Annotated in this window: 17 protein-coding genes, 3 tRNA genes and 1 pseudogene; 7 read left to right on the forward strand and 14 right to left on the reverse strand. The window is 69.7% G+C overall.

Translation table 11 applies throughout. The features are described 5' to 3' along the window. The first annotated feature begins 66 nt into the window (after positions 1–66). Positions 67–3,189: a hypothetical protein gene (locus tag FHU34_RS28185; RefSeq protein ID WP_145785219.1), complete on the forward strand. Its 3,123-nt coding sequence runs from the start codon at positions 67–69 to the stop codon at positions 3,187–3,189. Positions 3,190–3,258: 69 nt separating this feature from the next. Here the strand turns inward: FHU34_RS28185 and FHU34_RS28190 are convergent, their stop codons facing one another. Then, the gene (locus tag FHU34_RS28190) at positions 3,259–3,774 is read right to left on the reverse strand and encodes a hypothetical protein (RefSeq protein ID WP_145785220.1); all 516 of its coding nucleotides are present in this window, start codon (positions 3,772–3,774) and stop codon (positions 3,259–3,261) included. 197 nt (positions 3,775–3,971) lie between these two features. Between FHU34_RS28190 and FHU34_RS28195 the strand changes: the two genes are divergently transcribed. Next, positions 3,972–5,147, forward strand: a complete 1,176-nt coding sequence (locus FHU34_RS28195) for a DUF418 domain-containing protein (protein WP_145785221.1) — start codon at positions 3,972–3,974, stop codon at positions 5,145–5,147. A gap of 84 nt (positions 5,148–5,231) precedes the next feature. Here FHU34_RS28195 and FHU34_RS28200 read toward each other — a convergent pair whose 3' ends face one another. The 6 genes from FHU34_RS28200 to amcA (FHU34_RS33145) all read right to left on the reverse strand — a co-directional run bounded on the left by FHU34_RS28200 (position 5,232) and on the right by amcA (FHU34_RS33145) (position 8,362). Then, the gene (locus FHU34_RS28200) at positions 5,232–5,801 is read right to left on the reverse strand and encodes a kinase (protein ID WP_145785222.1); all 570 of its coding nucleotides are present in this window, start codon (positions 5,799–5,801) and stop codon (positions 5,232–5,234) included. A 15-nt stretch (positions 5,802–5,816) separates the two neighbouring features. After that, on the reverse strand, positions 5,817–6,479 hold the full coding sequence (locus tag FHU34_RS28205; protein WP_145785223.1) for a pentapeptide repeat-containing protein: 663 nt from the start codon (positions 6,477–6,479) through the stop codon (positions 5,817–5,819). A 62-nt stretch (positions 6,480–6,541) separates the two neighbouring features. Then, entirely contained in the window at positions 6,542–6,724 is a 183-nt protein-coding gene (amcA, locus tag FHU34_RS28210) for a multiple cyclophane-containing RiPP AmcA (protein ID WP_145785224.1), read from the reverse strand. 11 nt (positions 6,725–6,735) lie between these two features. Continuing rightward, complete coding sequence (gene amcB, locus FHU34_RS28215) at positions 6,736–7,857, reverse strand: cyclophane-forming radical SAM peptide maturase AmcB (RefSeq protein ID WP_145785225.1); 1,122 nt, start codon at positions 7,855–7,857, stop codon at positions 6,736–6,738. Beyond that, positions 7,854–8,201, reverse strand: a complete 348-nt coding sequence (locus FHU34_RS28220) for a hypothetical protein (protein WP_145785226.1) — start codon at positions 8,199–8,201, stop codon at positions 7,854–7,856. The genes amcB and FHU34_RS28220 overlap by 4 nt, the downstream gene beginning before the upstream one ends. Beyond that, positions 8,198–8,362, reverse strand: a complete 165-nt coding sequence (gene amcA / locus FHU34_RS33145; protein ID WP_167524916.1) for a multiple cyclophane-containing RiPP AmcA — start codon at positions 8,360–8,362, stop codon at positions 8,198–8,200. The genes FHU34_RS28220 and amcA (FHU34_RS33145) overlap by 4 nt, the downstream gene beginning before the upstream one ends. Before the next feature lie 369 nt (positions 8,363–8,731). Here amcA (FHU34_RS33145) and FHU34_RS28225 point away from each other — a divergent pair, with 369 nt between their 5' ends. Next, on the forward strand, positions 8,732–9,958 hold the full coding sequence (locus FHU34_RS28225) for a helix-turn-helix domain-containing protein (RefSeq protein ID WP_208745095.1): 1,227 nt from the start codon (positions 8,732–8,734) through the stop codon (positions 9,956–9,958). A 6-nt stretch (positions 9,959–9,964) separates the two neighbouring features. On the opposite strand, the gene FHU34_RS28230 is transcribed toward FHU34_RS28225, so the two are convergent. From FHU34_RS28230 to FHU34_RS28240, 3 genes are all read right to left on the reverse strand, one after another. Further along, entirely contained in the window at positions 9,965–10,645 is a 681-nt protein-coding gene (locus tag FHU34_RS28230; protein ID WP_208745096.1) for a YdcF family protein, read from the reverse strand. 135 nt (positions 10,646–10,780) lie between these two features. Further along, positions 10,781–10,856, reverse strand: a tRNA-Lys gene (locus tag FHU34_RS28235). Between the two features lie 65 nt (positions 10,857–10,921). Beyond that, positions 10,922–14,002: a VWD domain-containing protein gene (locus FHU34_RS28240; protein WP_145785227.1), complete on the reverse strand. Its 3,081-nt coding sequence runs from the start codon at positions 14,000–14,002 to the stop codon at positions 10,922–10,924. Positions 14,003–14,225: 223 nt separating this feature from the next. Between FHU34_RS28240 and FHU34_RS28245 the strand changes: the two are divergent. Further along, positions 14,226–15,890 (forward strand): annotated as a pseudogene (locus FHU34_RS28245) (Na+/H+ antiporter). 51 nt (positions 15,891–15,941) lie between these two features. On the opposite strand, the gene FHU34_RS28250 reads toward FHU34_RS28245, so the two are convergent. From FHU34_RS28250 to FHU34_RS28260, 3 genes are all read right to left on the reverse strand, one after another. Continuing rightward, positions 15,942–18,596, reverse strand: a complete 2,655-nt coding sequence (locus FHU34_RS28250) for a DUF4132 domain-containing protein (RefSeq protein ID WP_145785228.1) — start codon at positions 18,594–18,596, stop codon at positions 15,942–15,944. Continuing rightward, positions 18,596–18,904: a hypothetical protein gene (locus FHU34_RS28255; protein ID WP_145785229.1), complete on the reverse strand. Its 309-nt coding sequence runs from the start codon at positions 18,902–18,904 to the stop codon at positions 18,596–18,598. The genes FHU34_RS28250 and FHU34_RS28255 overlap by 1 nt, the downstream gene beginning before the upstream one ends. A gap of 191 nt (positions 18,905–19,095) precedes the next feature. Beyond that, a tRNA-Lys gene (locus tag FHU34_RS28260) sits at positions 19,096–19,171 on the reverse strand. A gap of 190 nt (positions 19,172–19,361) precedes the next feature. On the opposite strand from FHU34_RS28260, the gene FHU34_RS28265 reads away from it, so the two are divergent. After that, positions 19,362–19,796, forward strand: coding sequence for a DUF6010 family protein (locus tag FHU34_RS28265; protein ID WP_145785230.1), 435 nt, complete (start codon positions 19,362–19,364; stop codon positions 19,794–19,796). A gap of 16 nt (positions 19,797–19,812) precedes the next feature. Beyond that, positions 19,813–20,754 carry a GlxA family transcriptional regulator gene (locus FHU34_RS28270; RefSeq protein WP_145785231.1) on the forward strand — a complete coding sequence of 314 codons (942 nt, stop codon included), beginning with the start codon at positions 19,813–19,815 and terminating at the stop codon, positions 20,752–20,754. Positions 20,755–20,848: 94 nt separating this feature from the next. Here the strand turns inward: FHU34_RS28270 and FHU34_RS28275 are convergent. Then, positions 20,849–20,924: transfer RNA gene (locus FHU34_RS28275), tRNA-Lys, on the reverse strand. Positions 20,925–21,111: 187 nt separating this feature from the next. On the opposite strand from FHU34_RS28275, the gene FHU34_RS28280 reads away from it, so the two are divergent. Continuing rightward, positions 21,112–22,386: a L,D-transpeptidase gene (locus FHU34_RS28280; RefSeq protein WP_145785232.1), complete on the forward strand. Its 1,275-nt coding sequence runs from the start codon at positions 21,112–21,114 to the stop codon at positions 22,384–22,386. Positions 22,387–22,541: the final 155 nt, after the last annotated feature.

A 22,541-nucleotide genomic window follows, 5' to 3' on the forward strand; every position in this document is an offset into this window, starting at 1 on the left:
GGGTCGACACCTGGGCGGATCAGCGCGGTTTCAGCGCCCTTTCAGGCTGCTCAATACGTTCGCGGCATGACAATGAAACGTTCCACGCGTACGAGGCGCGGGACTGCCGTGGTGGCGATGATCGCCGTCACCGCGGCAAGCGCGCTGTTCGGCGAATCCGCGTCAGCCGATCCCGTCCCCGTCCCCATCCCGCAGGCAGCGCTCACCGATCGGGCCTTCGGCCAGGTCGCCGAGATCCACATCCAGGGCGCCGACCGGATCAAGGCCGTCGTGCTGTCGGCCGAATTCGTGCAGTGGCACCGGCTGCACCCGGACGCCACCACCGAACAGGCGCAGACCCACCTGACGGCGCGCAAGCAGACGCTCGACAGCTCGCTGACCGCCTACGACCACCTGGTGCCCGAGCAGGACCTGCTGCTCAGGTCCGTCGACATCCTGCTCGGCACCCCCGGCGGCGACACCCGGACCTCACCGGAGATCACCGGCCTGGTCGGGGCGGTCATCGGCAAGACGGTCGAGCCGTGGGACACCCGCGAGGAACTCGCCTCCGGCGCACTGCGTACCGCCCAGTGGTTGCGCGGTCGTGACGACGCCCTCGCCGCTGTGTGGTCCGCGGTCCGCCAGGCGGCGACCGCCAACGCACCGGTCGCCAGCGCGTGGAACGCCGTACTCGGTGCGCCCTTCGGGGTGGACGTGACACATACCTACGAGCAGCTCACGCAGGATCCCGGGCTGGCCCCCGTGAACCTCGGGGCGATCCTCGCCCTACAGGGCGACTCGGCGGCGTACGTCGCGGCGGCCAAGCAGAAGCTCGCCTCCCTGCACGCCCAACTGCTCGGCCTGAGCGTGGAGATCCGTCTCGAGATCGGCGAGAACAACAGCAAGTGCCCACCGGAGGGGCCACCCAGCGCCGAGTGCACCGCGGCGGCCAAGAAGGCCGCCGAGGACCGGGACAAGGCACGGCAGCAGACGATCTCCGACGTCAAGGCCGGGCTGGGCATGGTGTCCACCCTCATCGGGTTCGCCGACCCCGACGCCGGCAAGAAGGCCAAGGTGATCGGCGAGGCGGTTCTCACCACGATCAGCGCCATCTCCACGTACGCCGCGGCGATCACCGGCCGGGGCCTGGCGGGCTCGGTCTTCAGCACCGCGACGTTGGCGATGACCGGCAACATCTTCGGCGCCGTGATGTCGATCGTCGGGCTCTTCGGCGGCAGCGCGCCGTCGCTGGATGCGCAGATCCTCGCCCAGGTCAAGGCACTGCGCGACGAGGTCCGGGCTCTCGGCGACGAGATGCGGGCCAGCTTCGCGCGGGTCGAGGCGCAGATCAACACGGTGTACGCGAACATGATGGCCCAGTTCGACAAGCTGAACGCGGCCATCGCCGGCAACACCGCGCAGCTCACCCTCGTCCAGCAGCAGGTCGCCCAGCTCGGGCTGCGACTGGAGGACATCGCCGCCACCGTCCTGGCCGCGATCGGCGACGCCACCCTGCACGACGCCCGCGCCGACATCAACAAGTACATCGGCTACCTGGAGAACTTCGGCCAACCGATCCCCACGTACGGCGAGTTCGTCGGCCCGGAGAACGAGTTCCACCTGACCGCCACGCAGCTGGCCAGCGGTGCCGCCTTCGTGGTGCCGAAGACCGACGCCGACAACCCGGCACTCGACCCGACCACCGTCCTGAACAGCTTCGGCGAGGCCCGGTCGATCAACTATCTGGCTCGGGTGGCCAGCGGACGCGACCCGTCGATGGTCGAACCAGCAACCCCGGTCGGCAACCCGACGGTCTGGAACCTCGGCGCGCAGGCGTACTCCATGCTGATGCTCCAGAACCCGACGTACGCCGCCCAGGTCAGCGCCAGCCGCGCGGCGCAGATCGAGGCGGAGGGCACCCGCATCGCCGACCTCGCGGCCAGCTTCGGCCGACCGGTCGACGGCGACGCCAACAGCCTGATCACCGGGCTGATCGACGAGTACGTCGGCGCCACCAACGAGTTGTCGGCCGCGCTGAGGACGTTCCGGACCAACGAGATCCAGGTCCGCTGGGAGCCCGACGCCAACGGCGTGCAGGTCAAGACACCCAAGAACTACGACCTGTTCTGGGACACGGACAAGCAACTCGCCCCGGCACCGGCGAAGGCCGACGAGGCGACAGTGCCGTCGTGCAACGGCACCCGGCAGATCGACCGACCCAGCAACGTCCGCTACGACCTGATGTCGAACGTCGTACTGACGCTCCAGTACGCGTACACGCCACGCCACGACGAGCCGCCGGCCGGCGTACGGGAGTTGCCCGAGGTGGGACACTGCTACACGCCGAGCTGGGTCCACACCCGCACGACGGGCTACGGCACCGGGGTGATCCGGTACTACGGCAAGCTGCGGTTGCAGATCCACAGCCGGTTCCGGCTGAACTCGACGCTGCCCTGGCAGAACTCGCGGACTGCCGACTTCACCTGGCCCGACGAGCAGGTCTACCAGGTCGACTGCGAGCTGTTCAACTGTGACAGCGAGACCAGCCCGGAACAGGCGCTGACCCAGAAGTGGCCGTCCGGCCGGTACACCTTCGCGAGCGCCGCGACGGCCGTGCCCAACACAGCACTGGACACCTCGCTGACGCCGACACTGCGCGGTTTCCTCCAAGCTCGGCAGAAGTCGATGTACAACCGGGTCCGGGACCTGAGCACACAGGTCAGCGGGCCGGTGCCCGCCGCGCTGAAGAAGATGAACACGGCGGCGCGGCTGCTCCAGGCGTACACCCGGTTGGGTCTGCCCAACGCCCTCGACTCGGACGACGTGCTGTCCGCGAACCTGTTCGGGCAGTACCAGATCCCGGTGAACATGCCGACCGACGCCAAGATCGGCAATGCGTACGCGAAGGCCAGCGGGAACTACACGCTCTGCGGGCCCGCACCGTGCTCGCTCGACCCCAGCCGCCCGCTGCGCGACCAGGTCAGCCTCAAGCTGCCCTGCGAGCCTTCTGTCGACTCGTCGAACCTGCCCGGTGACCCACTCGGCGACTGCCTGGTCACCAGCGCGCGGTCCCGTGCGACGGCGCTGACCCAGCGGTACGAGATCTGGGCGGACCAGATGACTGCCGGCCTGCACCGCGAGCGGGTGCCATGGTTGAACGACACCCTCACCGGTCTACGCATCACCACGCGACTGACCCACACCAACTGAGACGAGGCGGTGCCGGTGCCTTCGGGCGCCGGCACCGCTTTGTGTGTGAGGTTCAGTGGGGTTCCAGGTTCAGTGGCGTTCCAGGCCGCGCAGGATCAGCAGGCGGGTGGACCCCATGCCGAAATGGTCGACCTCGCCCGAGATGCCGGCGACCGCGTGCAGGACGGGCTCGACGTCGATCCCGCGATCGCGCGCCCACTCGCACAACTCCCAGATCTCCACGAGGTCGTCGCGTGGGTCCGCAGACTGGTCCCGGGCGGAGATGTGGACCAGCCGTCGACGAAACTCGGCGGCGGCCGAGGGGAACTCACCGCGGAGACCGACCCCCCAGCTGAAAGCTCGATGGGCGCGGAAGATTCCCCGGACCTCGTCCCTGGCCGCCTCGTCACCGGATTCGTAGATGTCCAGCAGAGCGGTCAAAGCCGCTGCCGCCTCGACTGCCACCCCGGCTTCCTCAGCGGGCGGCGCGGCGGCCGACAACTTCGCTTGCCAGTCCGGATCCGTCAGGTCCACCGGACGATCAGCGATGCCCCGGAGAAGGGCGTCGATGACGGCGACGTCCTCCCGAATCGCGACGAGATTCATACCGGGAAATTATCCGCCCCTCTCGCGGAATGACTGCGTCCTGGGGTAGTGCCTGCCCCACCAGCGACATTCCTGCTCACCGGCTGTCACCTGGATCTACCGCTTCGTAGGGTCGGAAAGGGGGGAGCCATCAAGTTCGATGTCATTTTCGTTACGGGGGTAGTCGCGTGAAGTTCTCCATCAAAGACCCGCCAGTCGTGAATGAAGGATCGCCCGGGACGGGCTCCCGGATCGCGGACGTCGATGCGCTGCGCGCCGTGGCGCTGCTCCTCATCCTCATTGTCAACATCGCCTTCTTCAGCTCCGGCTACTCCTTTCATCTGGTTCCGGATCCCGCTTACGACTCGTGGGGCGACCAGACGGTCCGGTGGCTGGTCGAGCTGCTCTTCGCGATGAAGGCGTACCTGCTCTTCTCCTTCCTGTTCGGCTACAGCTTCACGCTCCAACTCGACTCCGCGGCGCGGCGGGGCGTCGACTTCGCTCCCCGGTTCCGGCGACGGCTGGCCGGGCTCTTCGTGCTCGGCATCCTGCACGCGGTGCTGCTGTTCCAGGGCGACATCCTGGCCACGTACGCATTGCTCGGCCTGGTCCTGCTCGCCATGCGACGAGTCACCGTCGGCACCGCCGTGCGCGCCGCCGTACTGCTGACCGGCGGGATCGGTTTCGTCGTCGCGCTCGCCGCCGTCGGCGGGGCCCAACTGGTCACCGATCCGGCGACGGCGCTCGCGGCGGGGCAACGGTCCACCGAGGCACTACAGGGCGGCATCGGGTCGGTGATCGCCGAACACGTACGCCAACTGCCGGCGATGGTCGGCACGCTCCTCGTGCAGGGGCCGCTCGCCTTCTCGGCCTTCCTCTTCGGTTACGCGGCCGGGCGACGCCGGCTGCTCACCGACGTCGCCGGAAACCGGCAGCTCCTGCGCCGGGTGCAGCAGCTGGGCTATCCGATCGGTTTGGCCGGTGCGGTGATCTTCGCCGCCGGTGGGGGCACCGCCAACCTGACCGGGCTGGCGGCGGGCGTACTCACCGCGCCGCTGCTCGCGGCCGCGTACGCCGCCACCCTTCTCCAGTTCTTCCAGACCAACCGGGGACGGCGGGTAGTCGCCGTAGTCGCGCCGGCCGGACGGATGTCCCTGTCGAACTACCTGGGTCAGTCGCTGCTCTGTGTGCTGGTCTTCACCGGCGTCGGACTGGGCCTCGCCGGCACCGCCGCACCTGCTGTCGTCCTCCTCATCGCGGTCGCCATCTACGGTGCGCAGCTCGCCGCGAGCGCGGCGTGGATGACCCGGTTCCGGTACGGACCGGTGGAGTGGCTGTTGCGGGCCTGGACCGAGCAGCGGTGGCCACGGATCCGCGCCGCCGACCCGGTCTGACGGTCCCGCCCGCGCCGGGTTCCCCTGATGCCGCCGGCACAGGACCAGCAGAACATTCCGACACCAGTCGCCGCCTGAGCTGCTCTACGGGGGCGCGACGTTCGGTAGCAGGTCGTCGTCGCGTCCGCTCTGGGGTAGCCCAGCCGCAGCGGCGATGGCCTCGACGGCCTCGTCCAGTCCGGTGGTCTCGGGTAGGACGAGTTCGTCGGGCCAGCCCAGGACGTCATGGGCGGCGTACCAGCCGCTCATCTGGTCGGCGGTGAACTCACTGACCTGCGGGCGGGTGAGGTGCCGGCGCAGGGTCTCGGGCAGCGACACGTCGAGGTAGCAGAACAGTGACCGGCCGCGGTGGTCGTCCCGCAGGGAGGTCAGCATGCTGCGGTAGCGGCTGGTGTGCAGGATGCCCTCCAGCACGACGTGGTAGCCGTGGTCGAGGGCGAACCGCACGGTCTGCCCGATCAACGCCGGTGCCGCACCGCCGGGCTTGTCCCGCTCGCGCAGCACGATGCGGCGCAGATAGTCCTGCTCGACCAGGGCGCAGCCCCGGCCGTGTCGGCGTCGTAGCTCGCGGGCGATGCTGCTCTTGCCGGAGCCGGAGTTGCCCCGGATACAGGCGAGGATCGTGTCCGGGCTGCCAGTGGATTCAGCGCGCACGATGCCTCCTCGGCTTCAGTCGTTACCAATGGTGAGGTCGAGAGCAGCGACGGCCAACTGGGTGAGGTCAGGAAGTTGGTCCTCGCTGAGGGTGACGCCGCGCAGGTTGTCCAGCGGCGTCTTGAGGCCCTGGAGTCGGCTGCCTCTCAGGTCGGTGCCGTCGAGCTGGCAGGAGTTCAACTCCAGCCCGGTGAGCTCACACGACCGCAGCGCGATGCGAGGTAGTCGGCAGGACGACCACGCGCCGTTGGTGAGAGTGCAGTCGGTGAAGGCGACCGAGCCGGCGGCGGTGACGCGGTGGAAGGTGGCGTAGTCGAAGCGGCAGCCGTCGAACAGGACGTCCTTGAGGCGTATGTCGGTGAGTCTGGTGCCGGTGAACCGGGAGCCGGTGATGGCGCAGCGTTCGATGGTCATGCCGATCAGGGTCGCGCCTGAGAAGTCGGTGCGAATGATCTCGCAGCCGTAGAGGCTGCCGCCTTCCCAGGTGCTCTCGCTCAGGTCCACGCCGGTGATCAGGCTGCTGCGGATGCTTGCGTCCTCAAGGTGCGCGCCACGCCACGCCGCGCCCCCGACGAGGGCCTCGGTGAGGCCGTCGGCAAGGTTCGTCGTGGTGTCGAGGTCGTCCGGTTCGAGGTCCGGCAGCAGGACCTTCACGTCGCCGATCGTGGTGGTACGCATATGTCCTCAACCTGTGCGGGCGCGGGGTAGGCACGCCACCCCGCGCGTTCCCGTGGTGCGGGCTACTTCTTCTTGTTCCAGTTGTCCCAGCCGGGTCGGCTGTCGAACTTACCCTTGTTAGCCCAGGCGGGGCGGTTGTCGAACTTCGCCGCGTCGATCGACGTTACCGACCGCTCAGGGTCGACGCCGAGGCGAGCGAGTTGCTCGGGTGCGGCCTTGACGAGAGTCGCGAGAGCATTGGTCATGGTGCTCCTCCTTAAGGGGTGAGGTGGTCCGCGGCGGCGCGGACGAGGGCCTGTCGGGTGGTCCGGCAGTAGGTCGTCTCTCGGGCGGTGAATGTCGCGTGCTCGAAGTAGCGGTTGCCGGCTTGGGCGCCACGGCAGAAGTCGTAGAAGGCGCAGTGGTCGGCGCAGTCGTTGAGGGCCGTGACGAACTCGGCGACGTAGTCCAAGTCGCCGGCGTCGGCAAGCAGGGCAGTGATGGGCTGTCGAAGAACGTCGCCGGCGATGAAGTCGCCGTATCGTGGCTCGGTGATGCCGAGCAGCTCCGGTGACAGCAGCACCACCTGCCCATCCCAGGAGACCGTCGGGATCGGCTCGTACGGGGCGTGGTCGACGTGTCCGGCGCGGGCGGCGGCGAGATAGTCGGCCAACCGGTCCACGTCGCGGATCCGCAGCGGACTGCCGCCGATGCGACGTTCGATAAGGCGCTGCCAGAACCGGTACGCGGCGTCCTCCGACACCGGTGCCCGGTCGGCGCCCTCCTGCTCTTCGATGTTGAAGCCCACCGACTCGCAGCCGGGCAGGCCGTTGAAGAAGTCGACAAGGGCGTCCGCGTGGTCGATGGTTTCCGGGGTGACCACACAGATCACCGAGTACCCCAGCCCCGCGTCGGCCAGCGTGTGCATGCCGCGCAGGGTCCGGGTGTCCGTCGGGTTGCCGGCCCAGTCGAGGCGGTTCCGGTTCAACGCGCCCGGTCCGTCGATGCTGACCCCGACCTCGAACCCGTAAGCGGTGAACAGCTCGCACCACTGTCGGTTGATCAGCGTCGCGTTCGTCTGGATCTCGTGACGCACCAGTCGCGCGCGCCGCAGCTCCTCGAACGGGGCCAGTAGATCCCGGAACAGCCCGATAGGTGTGGCGGTGGGTTCGCCCCCGTGCCACACGACGCTCACCGGATGTCTGCTGTTCTGCTGGGCTATCGACTCGGCGCAGGCCTGCGCGACCGCGCCGCTCATCAGGCGCAAGGATCTCCGGTCGGGCAGGTAGCAGTAGGTGCAGTCGAGGTTGCAGAAGCTCGTCGGCTGCACGACCAGGGTGTGGAAGCTGCCGGCCACCGCCGGCTGGCCGGTGACGTTGATGAGACCGATGCCGTTCACGAGGAAGCCTCCTCGATGCTGGCGGCCGTGGTGGTACTGACGCGGTAGGCGTGGGTGTGGCGGGCGGGCCAGCCGAGGAACCTGTCAAACATGTCGGCGGCGCTGCCCGTGACGCTCGGGTTGAGCCGATGCAGGTCGTCGATCGCGTCGTGCAGGCAGCCGGCCAGGTAGAGGAACAGGCTCACCGGCACTTCTCGGTACTCGGCCAGGAGCGCGAGCTTCGCTGCGCCGCAGGGCCACGGCTGCCCGCATCGGCGGCACAGCCACAGCGGGCGCATCGGCAGATGTTCCACCTCGGCTGGCGCGAGCCGGTTCGCCGCGAGACGGCGCTGCGGCCCGGTCACCGGAGGCCGCCCTCGCGGACCTGCTGCTCGAACAGCCGACGCCACACGAAGGTGAGCAGCGGCGGATCAGCGGGGCGCACCTGCCCCTGCGAGGACGTCCACCTGGGCTCGGGGCGCCGGAACTGGCTGGCCACCGCGTTACCCGAGACGTACACCGTCATGCCGCCACCCCCGCCAGGGACGATGAGCGGCGGGCTCGCCGGGGGAATGGCGAGCCCGCCGCCGCACCACGGCGGCTGGGAGCAGACCGCCGATCGCCCACCCGCGCAGCCCTCATGGCGGTACGCAGGCGGGGAAATCGCCGAGACAGTTCGCTCTCGGACGGGCCGGGCCAGCGGTCCAAGCCGTGGTGTGGTGTACCGCTCATCGATCCCTCCATCTGCAGCTCCCTGTCAGTCATCCCGACACCGGCATCGACACGCGCCGGTGATCCGAGGTGAACTGAACGTAGGGGAGCCCTCTTCGGAGGACCGGGAAAATCCGTACCGGGTCCAGCGGCCTTCAGCGGGCAGAGTGATGGTGTGCGAGGGATGACGGACGACATGACGATCGGCCAGCGCGTCGCCTTCTACCGGCGTCGGCGAGGGCTCTCCCAGGAGGTGCTGGCCGGTCTGGTCGGCAAGACGCAGGAGTGGTTACGCAAGGTCGAGACGAACCGGGCCGACCTGGACCGGCTGTCGGTCATACGCGCGATCGCCAAAGCCCTCGACGTGTCCCTCGGCGACCTGATCGGTGCACCGAGCCTGTTCGAGTGGTCGGACGACTCAGGCTGCGAGACCATCCCGGCTTTGCGGGCCGCGCTTCACGACTATCGTCACCTCGCGCCAGCGCTAGCCAGCACCGGGGACGTCGAGGCACCCTCCCTGTGCGAAATCGAAAACGACGTCGCCGAGATCTGGACCGCCTACCAGCACTCGCGGTACGGCACCCTCGCCCGCCGGCTGCCCTACCTCATCCACGACTGCCTCACCGCCACCGAGGCGTACGACGGAGATGATGGCCAGCGCGCGCACGCGATGACCGCCTATGCCCATCAGCTCGCCGCGTTGTTCCTCACCAAGCTCGGCGAAGGTGACCTCGCGTGGACCGCCGCCAGCCGAGGGTTGGCCGCCGCCAACGCCAGCCACGACCACGTCGTCATCGGCTCGCTCAGCCGCTCCGCCGCGCACTCACTGGCGTCCATCGGCGAATATGCGCAGGCTCGTGGCCTCGCAGCCACGGCAGCGCAGTTCCTGGAAGCACGGCTCGCCAAACCCACTCCGCAGCTGCTGTCGGTCTACGGCAGCCTGCACCTCGTCTGCGCGCTGGCCGCCGCCCGGAACGACGACCGCGCCTCGGCCGTCACCCACATCACTGAGGCCGATGCCACCGCGCAGCGGCTCGGTGCCGATGGCAACCACGTCTGGACCGCGTTCGGGCCGACCAACGTGTCGATCCACAAGACGACCGTGGCGATGGAACTCGGCGACGTGCAGCGCGCCATCGCCATCGGCGCCACACTCGACACCAGCACCGTGCCCGTCGAGCGGCAGGTTCGGCATGCCATCGAAACCGCCCGAGCCCTTGCCCGGTGGAACCGCATCGACGACGCGCTCGCCGCGCTCCTTAACGCAGAGATCATTGGTGCTGACCAGGTGCGCTACCACCAGCTTTCCCGCGACCTTGTTCGGGATATCCTCACGCGCCCCCGGCCACCCCGACTGGCCGTCGAACTCAGCGATCGGATGGGTGTCCGGTCGGGAGGGCCGCGCTGGTAACCGAGCTCAGATCAGTCGGCTCGTGTAGCCAGCCGCCACCAGGCGCTCGAACGCCGTCCGTACCTCGTCCGGCATCTCCTGCGCGATCGCGAAGCCGCGCTCGGCGTACACCTCGATCCGCTGCGTGTCGCCGACCAGCATGTCCACCACCCGCTGCGGGTCACCGATGCTGGCCACGTAGTCGTCTAGTTCGAGCGGGTTCGACGCGCAGACCACATCGACCTCCGGCCACATCAACCTGCAGGTAGCGTAGGCCCGACGCTGTTGGTAGGGCCGCGACATGATCAGTACCGACTGCACCGGGATCCGGTGTTCGGTCAGGAGCTGAAGCGAGTACTCCAGGTTCTGGGCGGTGTTCGCGGCACGCGGCTCCACGAGAATCGCTTCCGCGGGTACACCATGCTCAATGGCGTACTCGCGGTAGTGCACTGCTTCTCCACGCGGGAACCGCTCGACGGTCGTCGGGGCGTTCGCGCCGGTGAACACGATCCACGGGAACAGACTCTCGTGGTACAGGCGCGTCGCGATTACGGCCACGCCGAGGTCATGACTACCCAACCCGATTCCCACGTCGCACGAGCGCAACTCGTGACGCATGTCGTGGTAGCGCCAGAGCGTCTCCACGTCCGCCCGGATAGCGTCGGGAATCGCCTGGGCATTTGCCGCCGCACGCCGGTACATCAGCACCTACCAGGTCCGGTCCGCGCTGGTTCCGTCATGCCGCCAGCCTAGGGCTAACACGGCAACGACGGCATTGGGCGGCACCGTCGCACGAAGAAGGCCCCGACCCAGTGTCAACCACCAGGTCAGGGCCTTGCTCGTTGGTGCGCCGCCAGGGACTCGAACCCCGAACCCGCGGATTAAGAGTCCGCTGCTCTGCCAGTTGAGCTAGCGGCGCTCGCCAGCAACGGGACGAGACGCTAGCACGTCAGGTACGCCACCCCGAACAGGCAGGGGTCCGCCTCACTTCAGCGTCAGCGTGACCTGCCCGGTCGCGACCCCGGACGGGTCCACCACCACTGTGTACGTGCCGGAGGTCGGCAGCACCGTCGGCTCGATGTCGCCGGCCCCGTTGATCACACAGCCGCTGGTGATCGGGCTGCCGTCGGGGGCGCGTAGCTCCACCACGCCGCACTGGTCGGGTAGGTCGGAGGCGGTCGCGGTCAGACTCACCGACGTACCGGCGCTGGCGGTGAACCGGTAGGTGGTGACCCCGCCGGGTCGGTCGACGGTGGCGACGACCGGCGGACCGCCGACGGTGATCGTCGCCGCCTTGTCGCGGCTGCTGACCAGCCGCAGTGTGGTCGCGCCGGTGGTGCGTCCGGTCGGGTTGACCACCACTGTGTACGTCCCGTCGGCGGGCAGCAGCGTGCCGTCGATCTCGCCGACGCCGTTGATCACGCAGCCGCTGCTCAGCAGCCGGTCCTCGGCGTCGCGCAGTTCCAGCGGCGAGCACTGGTTGGGAAGTGTGCTCGTGGGCACCTCGACGAAGACGCGCTCGCCCTGCTGCCCGGTGAACCGGTACCGGGCCCGCGCTCCGGGATGATCCAGGATCGCGGTGACCTCCGGGCCGTTCGCTTGCAGCGTGCCGTCGACGTCCCGGGCCACGTACAGCCGGACGGCTGCTCGTCCGGTGTCGCCGGGGGCGGCGGTGACCCGCACGGCGTACGTGCCGGTGGTGGTGAGGTCGACGCGGTCGATGTACCCGACGCCGTTGATCGCACAGCCGCCCCCGATGTACTGGCCGGCAGGGTCGGTAAGCGCGTACGGCGAGCACCGGTTGGCGATCCCGGGCGCGGTGGCGTCGACGAAGACGGCGTCGCCGGCCCGGCCGGGGAACGTCAGTGGCGCCCCGCCGGGGGTCAGGCTGGCGGTCGCGACGGGCACGGCCGTGATCGACGTGGCGGCGGGCGGGGCGACCCGCTCCGTGGTGGCGCCGGCCACCGCGAACTCGGGACGGCCGCTGACCGCGACGTCGAAGACGCACTCGGCGAGCTGGGCGGGGGCGGTGATGCCGGCCCACCGGCAGATCTGCTCGGCCGTGGCGCGGCGGGCCGGGTCGAGGTCGTCGACGGTGACTTCCCGTTCGGGGAAGGCGCGGTCGGTGAACGTGCCGGTGTCCTGCCCGTCGTCGTAGTGCAGCAGCGAGCGGTCCGGGTGGACCCGCCAACTGTCCGCGTACGCGGGGTAGAGCTGCGCGAACGGCACCGGTTGGGTGAGCGCCGTCCCGGAGGACGGTGCGATGTCGTCGGCCGGGTCGCCGTCGAAGTCGCCGAGCAGGCCGCGGACCTTCCCGGCCCGGCCGTCGGCGAGCTTGACCAGCACCCGGTAGCCGTAGTGGCCGATCTGGTCCACCGCCGCCGCGGAGCCGTCCGGCCACGTCACGTCGTACCCGTCGGTGGGTCCGGTGTCGGACGGGCGGCGGGCGAGGGTGCCGCCGCCGGGCAGGTCGCTGCGTTCCGGCGGCGCGGCCACCGACGCGCCATCGACGTGCACCCGGGTGCCGCCGTCGGTGAGCGTGAGCGCCACCCGGTGGGCGCCGACCCGGAACGCGACCGCCGAGTTGACCGAGGCGGTCCGGGTGCCGGTCATCGGCGCCTGCCGGACCTGCACCTCCAGCGGGTCGCCGCCGGTGGCGGTGACAAGCGTGAACTCGCCCACGGCCTGGAAGTCGTAGGCGACCCGGTCGAACGTGACCAGGTGCGGGTCGCCGTTGCTGCCGCCGCAGTTGGCGCCCTCCTCGCAGAGCTTCACCGGACCCTTCTGCGGGGGCTTCTTCTTCGCCGGTTTCTTGCACTCGTCGAGGTTCTTCGGCAGCGTCTTCCCGTCGTACTCGGTGCGTGGTGGCAGGCCCTTCGCCACCCGGTAGCGGTTCTCCGCGAGTGTCGCCTTCACCTCGGCGGTACGGATTTCGGTGCTGCCACAGTCGCCCTGCGGAACCTTGTTCTGGGAGATGTCGTCGGCGTGGTTCAGCTCGTGGTAGAGCGCGGCGCAGGGGTCCCGGGCCACGCCGTCGCCGTACGGCTCGACGGAGGTCGGATTCCAGGTGACCGTCGAGGAGCCCTTCCCGTCGGGGCTGTCCGGGGTCTCGAACGCGCCCGAGCCGCCGGTGGTCGGGATGATCCGCACCCGGGGAGACTTCTTGTCCCGCAGCCGCGGGAGCAGGCCGGACGGGTCCCCGCCGGGCGCGGCGAATCCCTTCAGGCAGGTGTCGACAGCGCCCTGGAAGTCGACGCCGCTGACCGGCACGCCACCGGTCGGGTCCACCACGTAGTCGGCCCGGGCTGGTCGGGGCCCGCCGACGACCAGCGCGCCGACGGCCACCAGCAGCAGTGCCACCGCGGCGGCGGCCGGCCGGCGGCGTCTCCGCCGGAGGACCACCACCAGCGCGACGGCGAGCAGCACCAGCAGCAACGCTCCGCCGGCAAGCCACAGCCAGCGCTGGCCGGTCACGCCGTCGCCGTCACCGACGGTGAAGGTGGTGGTCCGCAGCGTGGTCCCGCCCGCGCAGAGGCCGGTCGCGCCGGTCACCGGCAGTGGCAGGTAGCCGGCGGTCACCTCGTACCGGCCGGGGGCACCGACCGGCCACAGCGTGTCCAGGCCACCGCCGTCCGGGGTTGCTGCCACCGAGCGGAGCAGCACCGCGTCGGGCGTGTCGCCGTCGTGCAGGCGTACGCCGGTCAGGCTGACCGTCGCGGTCGCACCGGGTTCCACAGTGGTGAGCCCTGCGGTGGCGGCAGCACCGATGCCGTCGTCGTGGAAGCTGCGGGCCAGCGTCGGCGTGAGGTCGCGCCCGTCGAGGCGTACCCCGGTCACCTGGACGGTGCCGACGGCGCTGGTCGGCAGCGCGCACGCCGCGCCCGTGGTGTTCGTGACAGTGAGGTCGAGGCGGACCTGGTCGCCGGCCCGGTAGTCGGCCTGGCCGGGCCGCAGGGCCAGGCCGAGGCCGCCGTCGGCGGGCGCCGCGGCGGCGCTCACCGCACCTGCTGCCAGGGCGGTGAGCAGTACGGGAATTGTGGCCGCGAGTCGCACCGTCCACCTCATGGTGCGGACTGTAGGGGCGCGGCGGCCGATCTTCGCACGCTCTGTCGGGGACCGGTCCCAGCAGTCGGCCAGGTCCGATGATCAGCCGAGTACGCTCGTTACTGCTGCATGCTGCGCTGCCCGGCGCCAACGGCGCCGAACGGCCGGCTCGGCCGCGAGCCCGCAGTGGATTCGAGGACCCTCGCGCCGATCCAGGGGAAGTAACCAGGTGAGCACCCATTCGATGTTGCTGTTCGTGCTCGCCGCGGTCGCGGTCATCGTCGTCGTGCGGTGGGTGGCGGCCCGCACCGGCCTGCCGGCCGCAGCGCTTCTGCCGCTGATCGGCATCGCGTACGCGCTGCTCCCCGGCCCCAACATCGGCCTTGATCCCGACCTCGTGCTCATGATCGTGCTGCCGCCGTTGCTCTACAGCGCCGCACTGGACTCCTCGCTGTTGGACATCCGCCGAAACCTCCGCATCGTGGTGAGCCTCTCAGTGCTGCTGGTGCTCCTCACCGGGGTTCTGGTCGGCATCGGGTTCCACCTGTTCGTCGCCGGGGCGACGCTCGCTGCCGGGATCGCTGTCGGCGCCGCCATCGCGCCGCCCGACCCGGTGGCCGCCCTGGCGGTGGGCCGCCGAGTCAACCTGCCACCGAAGATGGTCACGATCATTTAGGGCGAAGGGCTGCTCAACGACGCCACAGCGCTGACGATGCTCAGCGTCGCGGTGGCCGCCGCCGTGGGCGGTGAGTTCTCGTTCCCGTCCGCCGTCGCCCAGTTCGTGCTGGCGGCGGTCGGCGGGGTCGCCGTGGGAGCGGCCGTCGCCTGGGCCGTTCGTCTGGCCCGACCGCTAACCAAGGACCCGTTGCTGTCCAACGCCATCTCGCTCGCGACACCGTTCGTGGCCTACCTGTTGGGTGAGGAACTGCACGTCTCCGGGGTGCTCGCCGTGGTGATCGCCGGGCTGATCGTCGGCCATCAGGCGCCCCAGTTCACCTCGGGCGCCGCCCGGCTGCAGACCAGCGCGGTGTGGCGGCTGGTCGACTTCCTCCTCGAAGGCTTCGTCTTCCTGCTGATCGGCCAGCAGCTACCCGAGGTCGTCAAGGGCCTGCGTCAGTACGACACGTCGACAATCATCATCGCGGTCGCGGTGTCGGTCGGCGTGGTGCTCCTGCTGCGCCCCGCGTGGCTGGTGATGACCCAGTCCCTTCCCCGGTCGCTGCACACCCGGCTGGGAGGCATCGCCGAGCAGGACGACGCCGACGAACCCGGGACCGCCCGGCAGATCCAGCGCGCCGACCGCAACGCCCGCCGACTCACCTCTCGTGAAGTGGTGGCACTGAGCTGGTCCGGCACTCGTGGCGTCATCAGCCTGGCCGCGATCTTCACCCTGCCGCTGACCACCAACAGCGGCGCGCCCTTTCCCGACCGCGACCTCCTGCTGTTCTGCACCTTCGTGGTCGTCCTGGTGACACTCGTCGGGCAGGGCCTGACGTTCGCGCCGCTCGTGCGGATGCTGGGCCTGCGCGCCAACGAGACAGACCAGGCCCGCATACGCAACGAGGCCCGCTCGGCGGCGGTCGAGGCCGCCCTGGCCCGCCTCGACGACGTTGCCGCCGCCGAGCCGGACAGCGGGGTGGCCGTCAGCATCACCCGTACGCAGCTGCTGGCCCGGCTGGCGCGCTACCGCGGGCGGCTGGACCTGCTGGAGCAGAGCGATTCATCCGAGGTGCCCACCTCACCGGAGTACGAGACGGCGCTCCGGGTCCGACGGACAGCCATCGCCGCGCAGCGCGAGGAGCTGGTGCGCTGGCGCGACTCGGGCCGGCTGCCAGATGAGGAACTCCGCGTCCTGGAACGCGAACTCGACCACGAGGAGCTGCTGCTCCCGAAACGGGCATCCAGCTGACGCGTCGGGCGACGGCGCCCTGGCCTCGGCCCGGCGCCGTCACCTGCCGCCTCACAGTTGGTGCAGGATCACCGGGTCCTTGATCTTCTTGTCGGCGGCGAGCAACAACGCCTTGCTGATGATCTCGGCGAGCCGGGTGTCGCCCTCGAAGGGCAGGAACATCTCCGGCTCCTTCGCCTTCGCCGAGTCGGGGATGATGCACAGGTACCTGTCGTCCGGGGCGATCAGGATGTTGCCCGAGCCGCAGTGGATGCGGTACGTGTGCAGGTCACCCCGGACTTCGAGGAACCGGTCGGTGAACGTGCACCGGTTGCCGATCGCCAGCCGGGGGATCAGCTCGGCCAGCACCTCCCGGCGGGTCCGGGCCGTCGGGGTGAGGTCACCGAAGCTGTTCTGCGACCAGTAGTCGCGGTAGCGGCCCTGCGGACCGCCGTCGAACCAGTTCGGGTCGTTGCCCACCCCGGCCGCTGCCACGAACAGGTCGACGTCGCGCATCACCTCGCTGAGAACGACCGCCGGAACCTCCTCCAGCGGCACTGGCGTGCGTTCCCCGCGGACGAACACAAGTTGGTCAGTCCCCATCGTGTCGAACATCAGATCGTCGCCCTGATCCTCGATCCCGGCGATGTGCAGCACGGCGCGCAGGTCCCAGTCCGGAAGGGCCAGCCAGGGGTCCTGATAGTTGGCGCCGTCGTTGCGGTGTCGAACGTGCGACCAGCCACGCCGGGACAGCAGCGCGATGAGACGGTGCTGGCGCACGATGTGCGCGGCGAACCGGTTGGAGTACGTGCCGGTGGCCCGCTCCGCGTCGGTCAGCAGGTACTGCTCGCGGTGCGCCTGCTTGAACGGCTGGGTGATCGTGTGCCGGGCCAGAAAGGCCCGCCACGCCAGGACCGAGGTCGGATCGCCGACCGGGTGCCACAGCCGTACCGTGGCGTCGCCAGCGGGCTCGAACACCGTGTCGTCCACGGTCCGCAGGGCGTCGCCGCCCCAGCAGCAGGCGACGCCGTCGACGGTCCAGATCAGCCGTCGGGCCAGCGTCCGGGCCAGCGGGTGGTCCAGGAACCGCTCGCGCCACTGCTCGACGGTCCACGTACGGTCGCGCCGCAGCAGCCCTTCCAGGCGGTCGCGGGTCCCGATCAGCGTCGCGCCGACGTCTGCGACTGTCGCCTTCAGCTCCTTCAACTCCTCGCCGTACTCCTTGCGCACCTGCGCCGGAGGGGCCTTGACCACCTTGCCGTCCGCGTTGCGCCACACCAGGACGGCGTCGACGCCGCGCACCTCGACCTCGTACGAGCTGTCACCCAGCTTGTCGGCGAGCGGCAGCCCGAAACCGGGCAGCGCCATCTCCTCGACGTCCTCGCGGCCGATGCCGAGCGCTTCGGCGTGCTTGGTCAGGCCCTTCTCGACGATGCGTAGCGTGCTCTTGTAGGTCAGCCGCGACGCCAACCGCGCCAGTTGCGCGAGGGCGGCGGGGTGCTCGGTGTCCACGAGCACCGCGACGGCGACGTTCGCCAGCTTCGGGCTCGACGGACCGTGCCCGGGAACCTTGCGGGCGGCCCGTTCCGCGATGTGGCCGAGGCTGCGCAGGGTCTCCTCGGACGGCGGGCACATCGCTCGCATCCAGAGCAGGCCCCACAACACCCCGACGTTGTGGCGGTCGGCCAGCCGCGGCGGAAACTCCGCGAGGTGGCCACTGCAGCACGTGGTCATCCGCAGCGGCAGGCTGCGCGGCAGACCCACCAGCGGAAGCCAGTCGTCGAGCCGATCGGTGAACTCGTCGACGCCGACCGCGTCGAGCAGGGCCCGGGCACTCTTCTGCCAGGCGGCCGTCGGTCGTGCCTTGTCCGCGCCGAGCAGGCAATGCGCAAGCAACGCCTGCCAGCGGGATCGGCGCTCCTCCGACATCGCCTCGATGTCCGCGATGGCCCGGTCAGCCCACTTCTCGCCGACGTTGACGGTGGGCCACATCGCCGCGTCCTCGTCGCCCATGTTCGAGAACGAACGCTCGATGCGCGTCCGACGCCAGGTCGCCAGGGCCGCCGGGTGCGAACGTCCGGCGAGGTACTCGGTTTGGAGCGACTCCCGGGTGAATGTCACGAGCGACCCGCTCCACCGACCGAATCCCAGCCACGCCTCACCGCCCAGTCGGTCCAGCCATCCGGCCCCGGTCAAACCGCCGCCCGAGCGCAGAGAGCGGAGCAGCCCGTACAACGCGTCGCTGTCCTGTCCCGGCACCGCCCATGCGTCGAACAGCGCCTGCCGCACAGTCACCGGTTGCGCGGCGAGGAGCTGCCTCGCCCGCTCCCAGATCTCGCTCAGCGCGATCTCCCACGGGGTCTTCCGGACGTGGTACGACCGCGGCAGGCTGCCGATCAGTGTCATCGCCGCGGCGACCCGACGGTCGTCATCCGTGGCATCGCCATCGAGCGCCGCGACGGCGGCACGGATCTCCTCGGCCCGCTGCGTGGCGTCCGGCAGCAGTTCGACCTGCGGGGACGCCAGCTCGTACGGTCCGGCCGGGTCGTTGAGCGCGGCGAGCAGCGCCGGCCCGGTGCCCTCCGGCGCCCAGCCGCACACAGTGCCCACCCAGGCGACGAAGTCCCGTTTGCCATGGTCGTTGAGGGTGTTTCCGCTCCGCTCACACCATCCCCGGATGGTGTCGACCACGTCGCGCAGCACCAGTTCCGAGTCGTAGGTGCCCATCAGCCACCCACCAGCGGCACGAGCTTCAGGAAGGTCACCCGGGACCCGGCGTGCAGGTGGACCTTGTCGTCCAGGCTGGTCACCTGACGGTCGTCGACCAGCACCACGAAACCGTTGCGACCGAACGCCTCGAGCGTCGCCCGGGTCCGATCCTCCGGATCGACGTTCCCGCCGGACTCCGCGACCTCCAGAAAGACCCGCCGTCGAATTAGCTCGTCGAGGCGTACCTCTTCCTCGAAGACGTCCACCGTCCACTCAGGGCCTTTCGGTGCTCCGGTCACTTCATCGGCGATTGTGATCATCGGCATGGCGGAGACCGTAGCTCAGACCCCGGACATGCTGTCCGACACGGACGCGACCGGCGCCGCAACCTGGAACGCTTGTCGTCACCCACCTGCAGCCCCCGCCGTCGTCGATGTCAGCCGCTGAGCGCCCGACCGCCCGCGTACACGAAAAAGGCTCTGACCAAGTGATAATCACCGGTCAAAGCCTTGATCTTTGGTGCGCCGCCAGGGACTCGAACCCCGAACCCGCGGATTAAGAGTCCGCTGCTCTGCCAGTTGAGCTAGCGGCGCTCGCTGACAACGGGACGGGACGTTAGCACGCCCGCGTACCGACCTGGAGAGGCAGTGGTGGCCGCACCGCAGCGGAGACGGGTGGCGGGAATCCGGCGGACCGTGGCATTTTCGCCTCTCGTCCTCGACGGCAGGCATTCCTAGGCTCCTTCCCGACACGCTTCAACGGGAACGGAAACGGTGCTGGATCGTGCTTCGCTATGTCCTGCCAGTGGTGATCGGGCTGGTCTACGTCGGGCTCAACTCCCTCGTGCCGGAGCCGCACCGGCGGCGCCTGAACGCGCTCGTCGTCACCGGCGCCGGGGCCGCCTACATCAGCGGTGGCGGATTCGGTCTGTGGGAGCTGGCTTTCTGCGCGCTGCTGGTGGTGGTGGGCTACGCCGGGCTCACCTCGTACACCTTCATCGGCGTCGGGTGGCTCCTGCACACGGTCTGGGACGTCGTGCACCACCGGCGCGGCACTCCGATCATCCCGTCGCTGCACGACTCGTCCTTCGGCTGCGCGCTCTGCGATCCGGTCATCGCGCTGTGGTGCTTCGCCGGTGGCCTGTCGGTCAGGGACCTGTACGACGGGGTCGTGCGGCGGGCGGACGATGCGCGCCCGGCGGTCACCGCCCAATCCTGACTGGTTGAATTCCGCCATGCACACAGTGGCCGTGCTTGCCCTCGACAGCGTCGTCCCGTTCGACCTGGCCACTCCGATGGAGGTCTTCCACCGCACCCGCCTGCCCGACGGGCGCGCCGGCTACCGCGTCCTCGTCTGCGCCGCCACACCGACGGTCACCACCGGCGCGTTCAGCATGGCGGTGCCGTGGGGCCTGGACGTCCTCGTTGACGCCGACACCGTCGTCGTGCCGGGTGTCTCCGACCCCGCCGCCGCGGCACCCGCCCCAGTGCTCGACTCGCTGCGCACCGCCGCCGCGAACGGCGCCCGGATCGCCTCGATCTGCGGTGGTGCGTTCACCCTCGCCGCCACCGGCCTGCTCGACGGACGCCGCGCCACCACGCACTGGCTCGCCACCGACCGGCTCGCCGCCCAGCATCCGCGGATCCAGGTCGACCCCAACGTGCTCTACGTGGACAACGGTCAGTTCCTGACCTCCGCCGGCGCTGCGGCCGGACTCGACCTGTGCCTGCACCTGGTCCGCCGCGACCACGGCTCCGCCGTCGCCGCCGACGCGGCGAGGTTGTCCGTCATGCCGTTGGAACGCGCGGGCGGACAGGCGCAGTTCATCAAACATGAACCACCTGCTCCGGAGGGGGCGACCCTGGAGCCGCTGCTGGCCTGGATGCGCGACAACGCCCCGCGCGAGCTGACCCTCGCCGACATCGCCCGCCACGCCGGCATGAGCACCCGGACGTTGAACCGGCGCTTCCGCGACCAGACCGGCACCACCCCGCTGCGGTGGCTGCACCGGGTGCGCGTCCACCAGGCGCAGCACCTTCTCGAGACCACGACCCATCCCGTCGACCGGGTGGCGACACGTGTCGGTTTCGGCTCCACCACGGCCTTCCGGGACCATTTCAAGCGGATCACCGGCACCAGCCCGCAGGCGTATCGGCGTAGCTTTCCCAGCGGGTGACCACGACGCGCGACAGCAGCCGACGGTCGGAAGTCACCAGGAATGAAGAAGACCCCAGCCCGGCAGGTGACTGCCAGGTCAGGGTCTTGATCGTTGGTGCGCCGCCAGGGACTCGAACCCCGAACCCGCGGATTAAGAGTCCGCTGCTCTGCCAGTTGAGCTAGCGGCGCTCGTCGGCAACGGAGAGAACATTAGCACCCCTCCAACCCGGGCTCCAATCCGGTTACCCGGCTCCACCCTTCGGTCGAGCTTTGCCGACAAAATGCCCCAAACTGCCGCACCCACTGAAGCCGGGGACGTAGGTTGCGGCGTCGATGCGGCACGATGTCCGCCAGGTACGCGAGAACAGAGGTGGGCATGGCACGGTTCACGCGAGCCGGAGCGGTGGTGGGCGCTCTGACTCTGGCGGCGTCGCTGGCACTGACCGGGTGTGGCGACGAGCAGAAGAAGCCGGCATTCGTCGGCGGGACGTCGGCGGCCGACCCGGGCGCCGCGCCGGGTTCGTCGGCGAGTCCGGACCCGAACACGCCGAGCACACCGAGCGGGCCGACGCTCACCCTGAGCCCGGCCGACGGCACGAAGAACCGGCCGGTGAGCACGGAGATCAGCGCGAAGCTCCCGGACGGCGGGAAGGTGTCCGCTGTCACCCTCACCGCGGACGGTGGCGGCACGGTAGAGGGCAAGCTGCGCACCGACGGTTCCGCCTGGGTGCCGTCCACTCCGCTGAAGTGGGGCACCCGCTACACCGCCACACTGACGGCGAGCGGGTCCGACGGCACGAGCAGCCAGGGCACCAGCAGCTTCACCACGATGGCGAAGCCCAAGTCGACGATCGGCTCCGGCCTGTACCTCTTCGACGACAAGAGCTACGGGGTGGCCATGCCGGTGGTCACCGAGTTCCACCCGGGCATCCCGAAGAAGGACCGGGCGGCGGTGCAGAAGCGGATGTTCGTCCGCACCGACCCGCCGCAGCCGGGAGCGTGGCACTGGGTCGACAACGGCACGCAGGCCTACTACCGGGCCCCGGAGTACTGGAAGCCGGGCACGACCATCACCGTGCGGATCGCCATCGCGGGGATGCCGCTGAGCAATGGCAAGTACGGGGACATGGACCGCAAGGCCACCGCGAAGATCGGCCGGTCGTTCGAGATGAAGGTCGACAACGCCAACAAGAAGATGACGGTGTACGAAAACGGCGCGGTGGTACGCACCATCCCGGTGAGCCTGGGCAAGAAGAGCACCCCGTCGTCCAGCGGCACCATGGTCGTGATGGAGAAGAAGGAGGCCACGGTCTTCGACACCCGGGACGACCCGGACCCGGCCAACCGCTACGTCACCGACATCCAGTTCGCCCAACGGCTCACCTGGGGTGGCGAGTACATCCACGCCGCGCCCTGGTCGGAGCACGTGCAGGGACGGCAGAACGTCTCGCACGGCTGCGTGAACGTGTCGATGGTCAACGCCAGGTGGCTGTTCGAGAAGACCCGGATCGGTGACCCGATCACCATCAAGGGCACCGAGCGCAAGATCGCAGCCGGCAACGGCTGGACGGCGTGGAGCCTGAGCTGGTCGGCGTTCGTCAAGGGCAGCGCGCTGCCCGTACCCAGTGGTGGGGCCGGTCCGGCTATCTGAGTTGCCGCACGTCTATGCGCCGGTCCGGCCGATGGCCGGGCCGGCGCGTACTCTTGCAGTCCCGCGCCGCGACGGCGCCGCAGCGACCCCTTAGTCCCGGTACGGAGACGAATCCCGCTCACGAAACGCCGGATAGTAGCAAAAATCCGGCACCA

The organism is Micromonospora taraxaci, assembly GCF_007830095.1.
Classification (GTDB): Bacteria; Actinomycetota; Actinomycetes; order Mycobacteriales; family Micromonosporaceae; genus Micromonospora; species Micromonospora taraxaci.

Excerpts from the sequence above, each read along its gene's own strand:
- FHU34_RS28250 (WP_145785228.1), bottom strand. The coding sequence starts at position 18,596 with ATGGGCACCTACGACTCGGAACTGGTGCTGCGCGACGTGGTCGACACC.
- FHU34_RS28280 (WP_145785232.1), top strand. The coding sequence starts at position 21,112 with ATGGCACGGTTCACGCGAGCCGGAGCGGTGGTGGGCGCTCTGACTCTG.
- FHU34_RS28240 (WP_145785227.1), bottom strand. The coding sequence starts at position 14,002 with ATGAGGTGGACGGTGCGACTCGCGGCCACAATTCCCGTACTGCTCACC.
- FHU34_RS28190 (WP_145785220.1), bottom strand. The coding sequence starts at position 3,774 with ATGAATCTCGTCGCGATTCGGGAGGACGTCGCCGTCATCGACGCCCTT.
- FHU34_RS28205 (WP_145785223.1), bottom strand. The coding sequence starts at position 6,479 with ATGCGTACCACCACGATCGGCGACGTGAAGGTCCTGCTGCCGGACCTC.
- FHU34_RS28225 (WP_208745095.1), top strand. The coding sequence starts at position 8,732 with ATGACGGACGACATGACGATCGGCCAGCGCGTCGCCTTCTACCGGCGT.
- FHU34_RS28270 (WP_145785231.1), top strand. The coding sequence starts at position 19,813 with ATGCACACAGTGGCCGTGCTTGCCCTCGACAGCGTCGTCCCGTTCGAC.
- FHU34_RS28255 (WP_145785229.1), bottom strand. The coding sequence starts at position 18,904 with ATGCCGATGATCACAATCGCCGATGAAGTGACCGGAGCACCGAAAGGC.
- FHU34_RS28185 (WP_145785219.1), top strand. The coding sequence starts at position 67 with ATGACAATGAAACGTTCCACGCGTACGAGGCGCGGGACTGCCGTGGTG.
- amcA (WP_145785224.1), bottom strand. The coding sequence starts at position 6,724 with ATGACCAATGCTCTCGCGACTCTCGTCAAGGCCGCACCCGAGCAACTC.
- amcA (WP_167524916.1), bottom strand. The coding sequence starts at position 8,362 with ATGACGGTGTACGTCTCGGGTAACGCGGTGGCCAGCCAGTTCCGGCGC.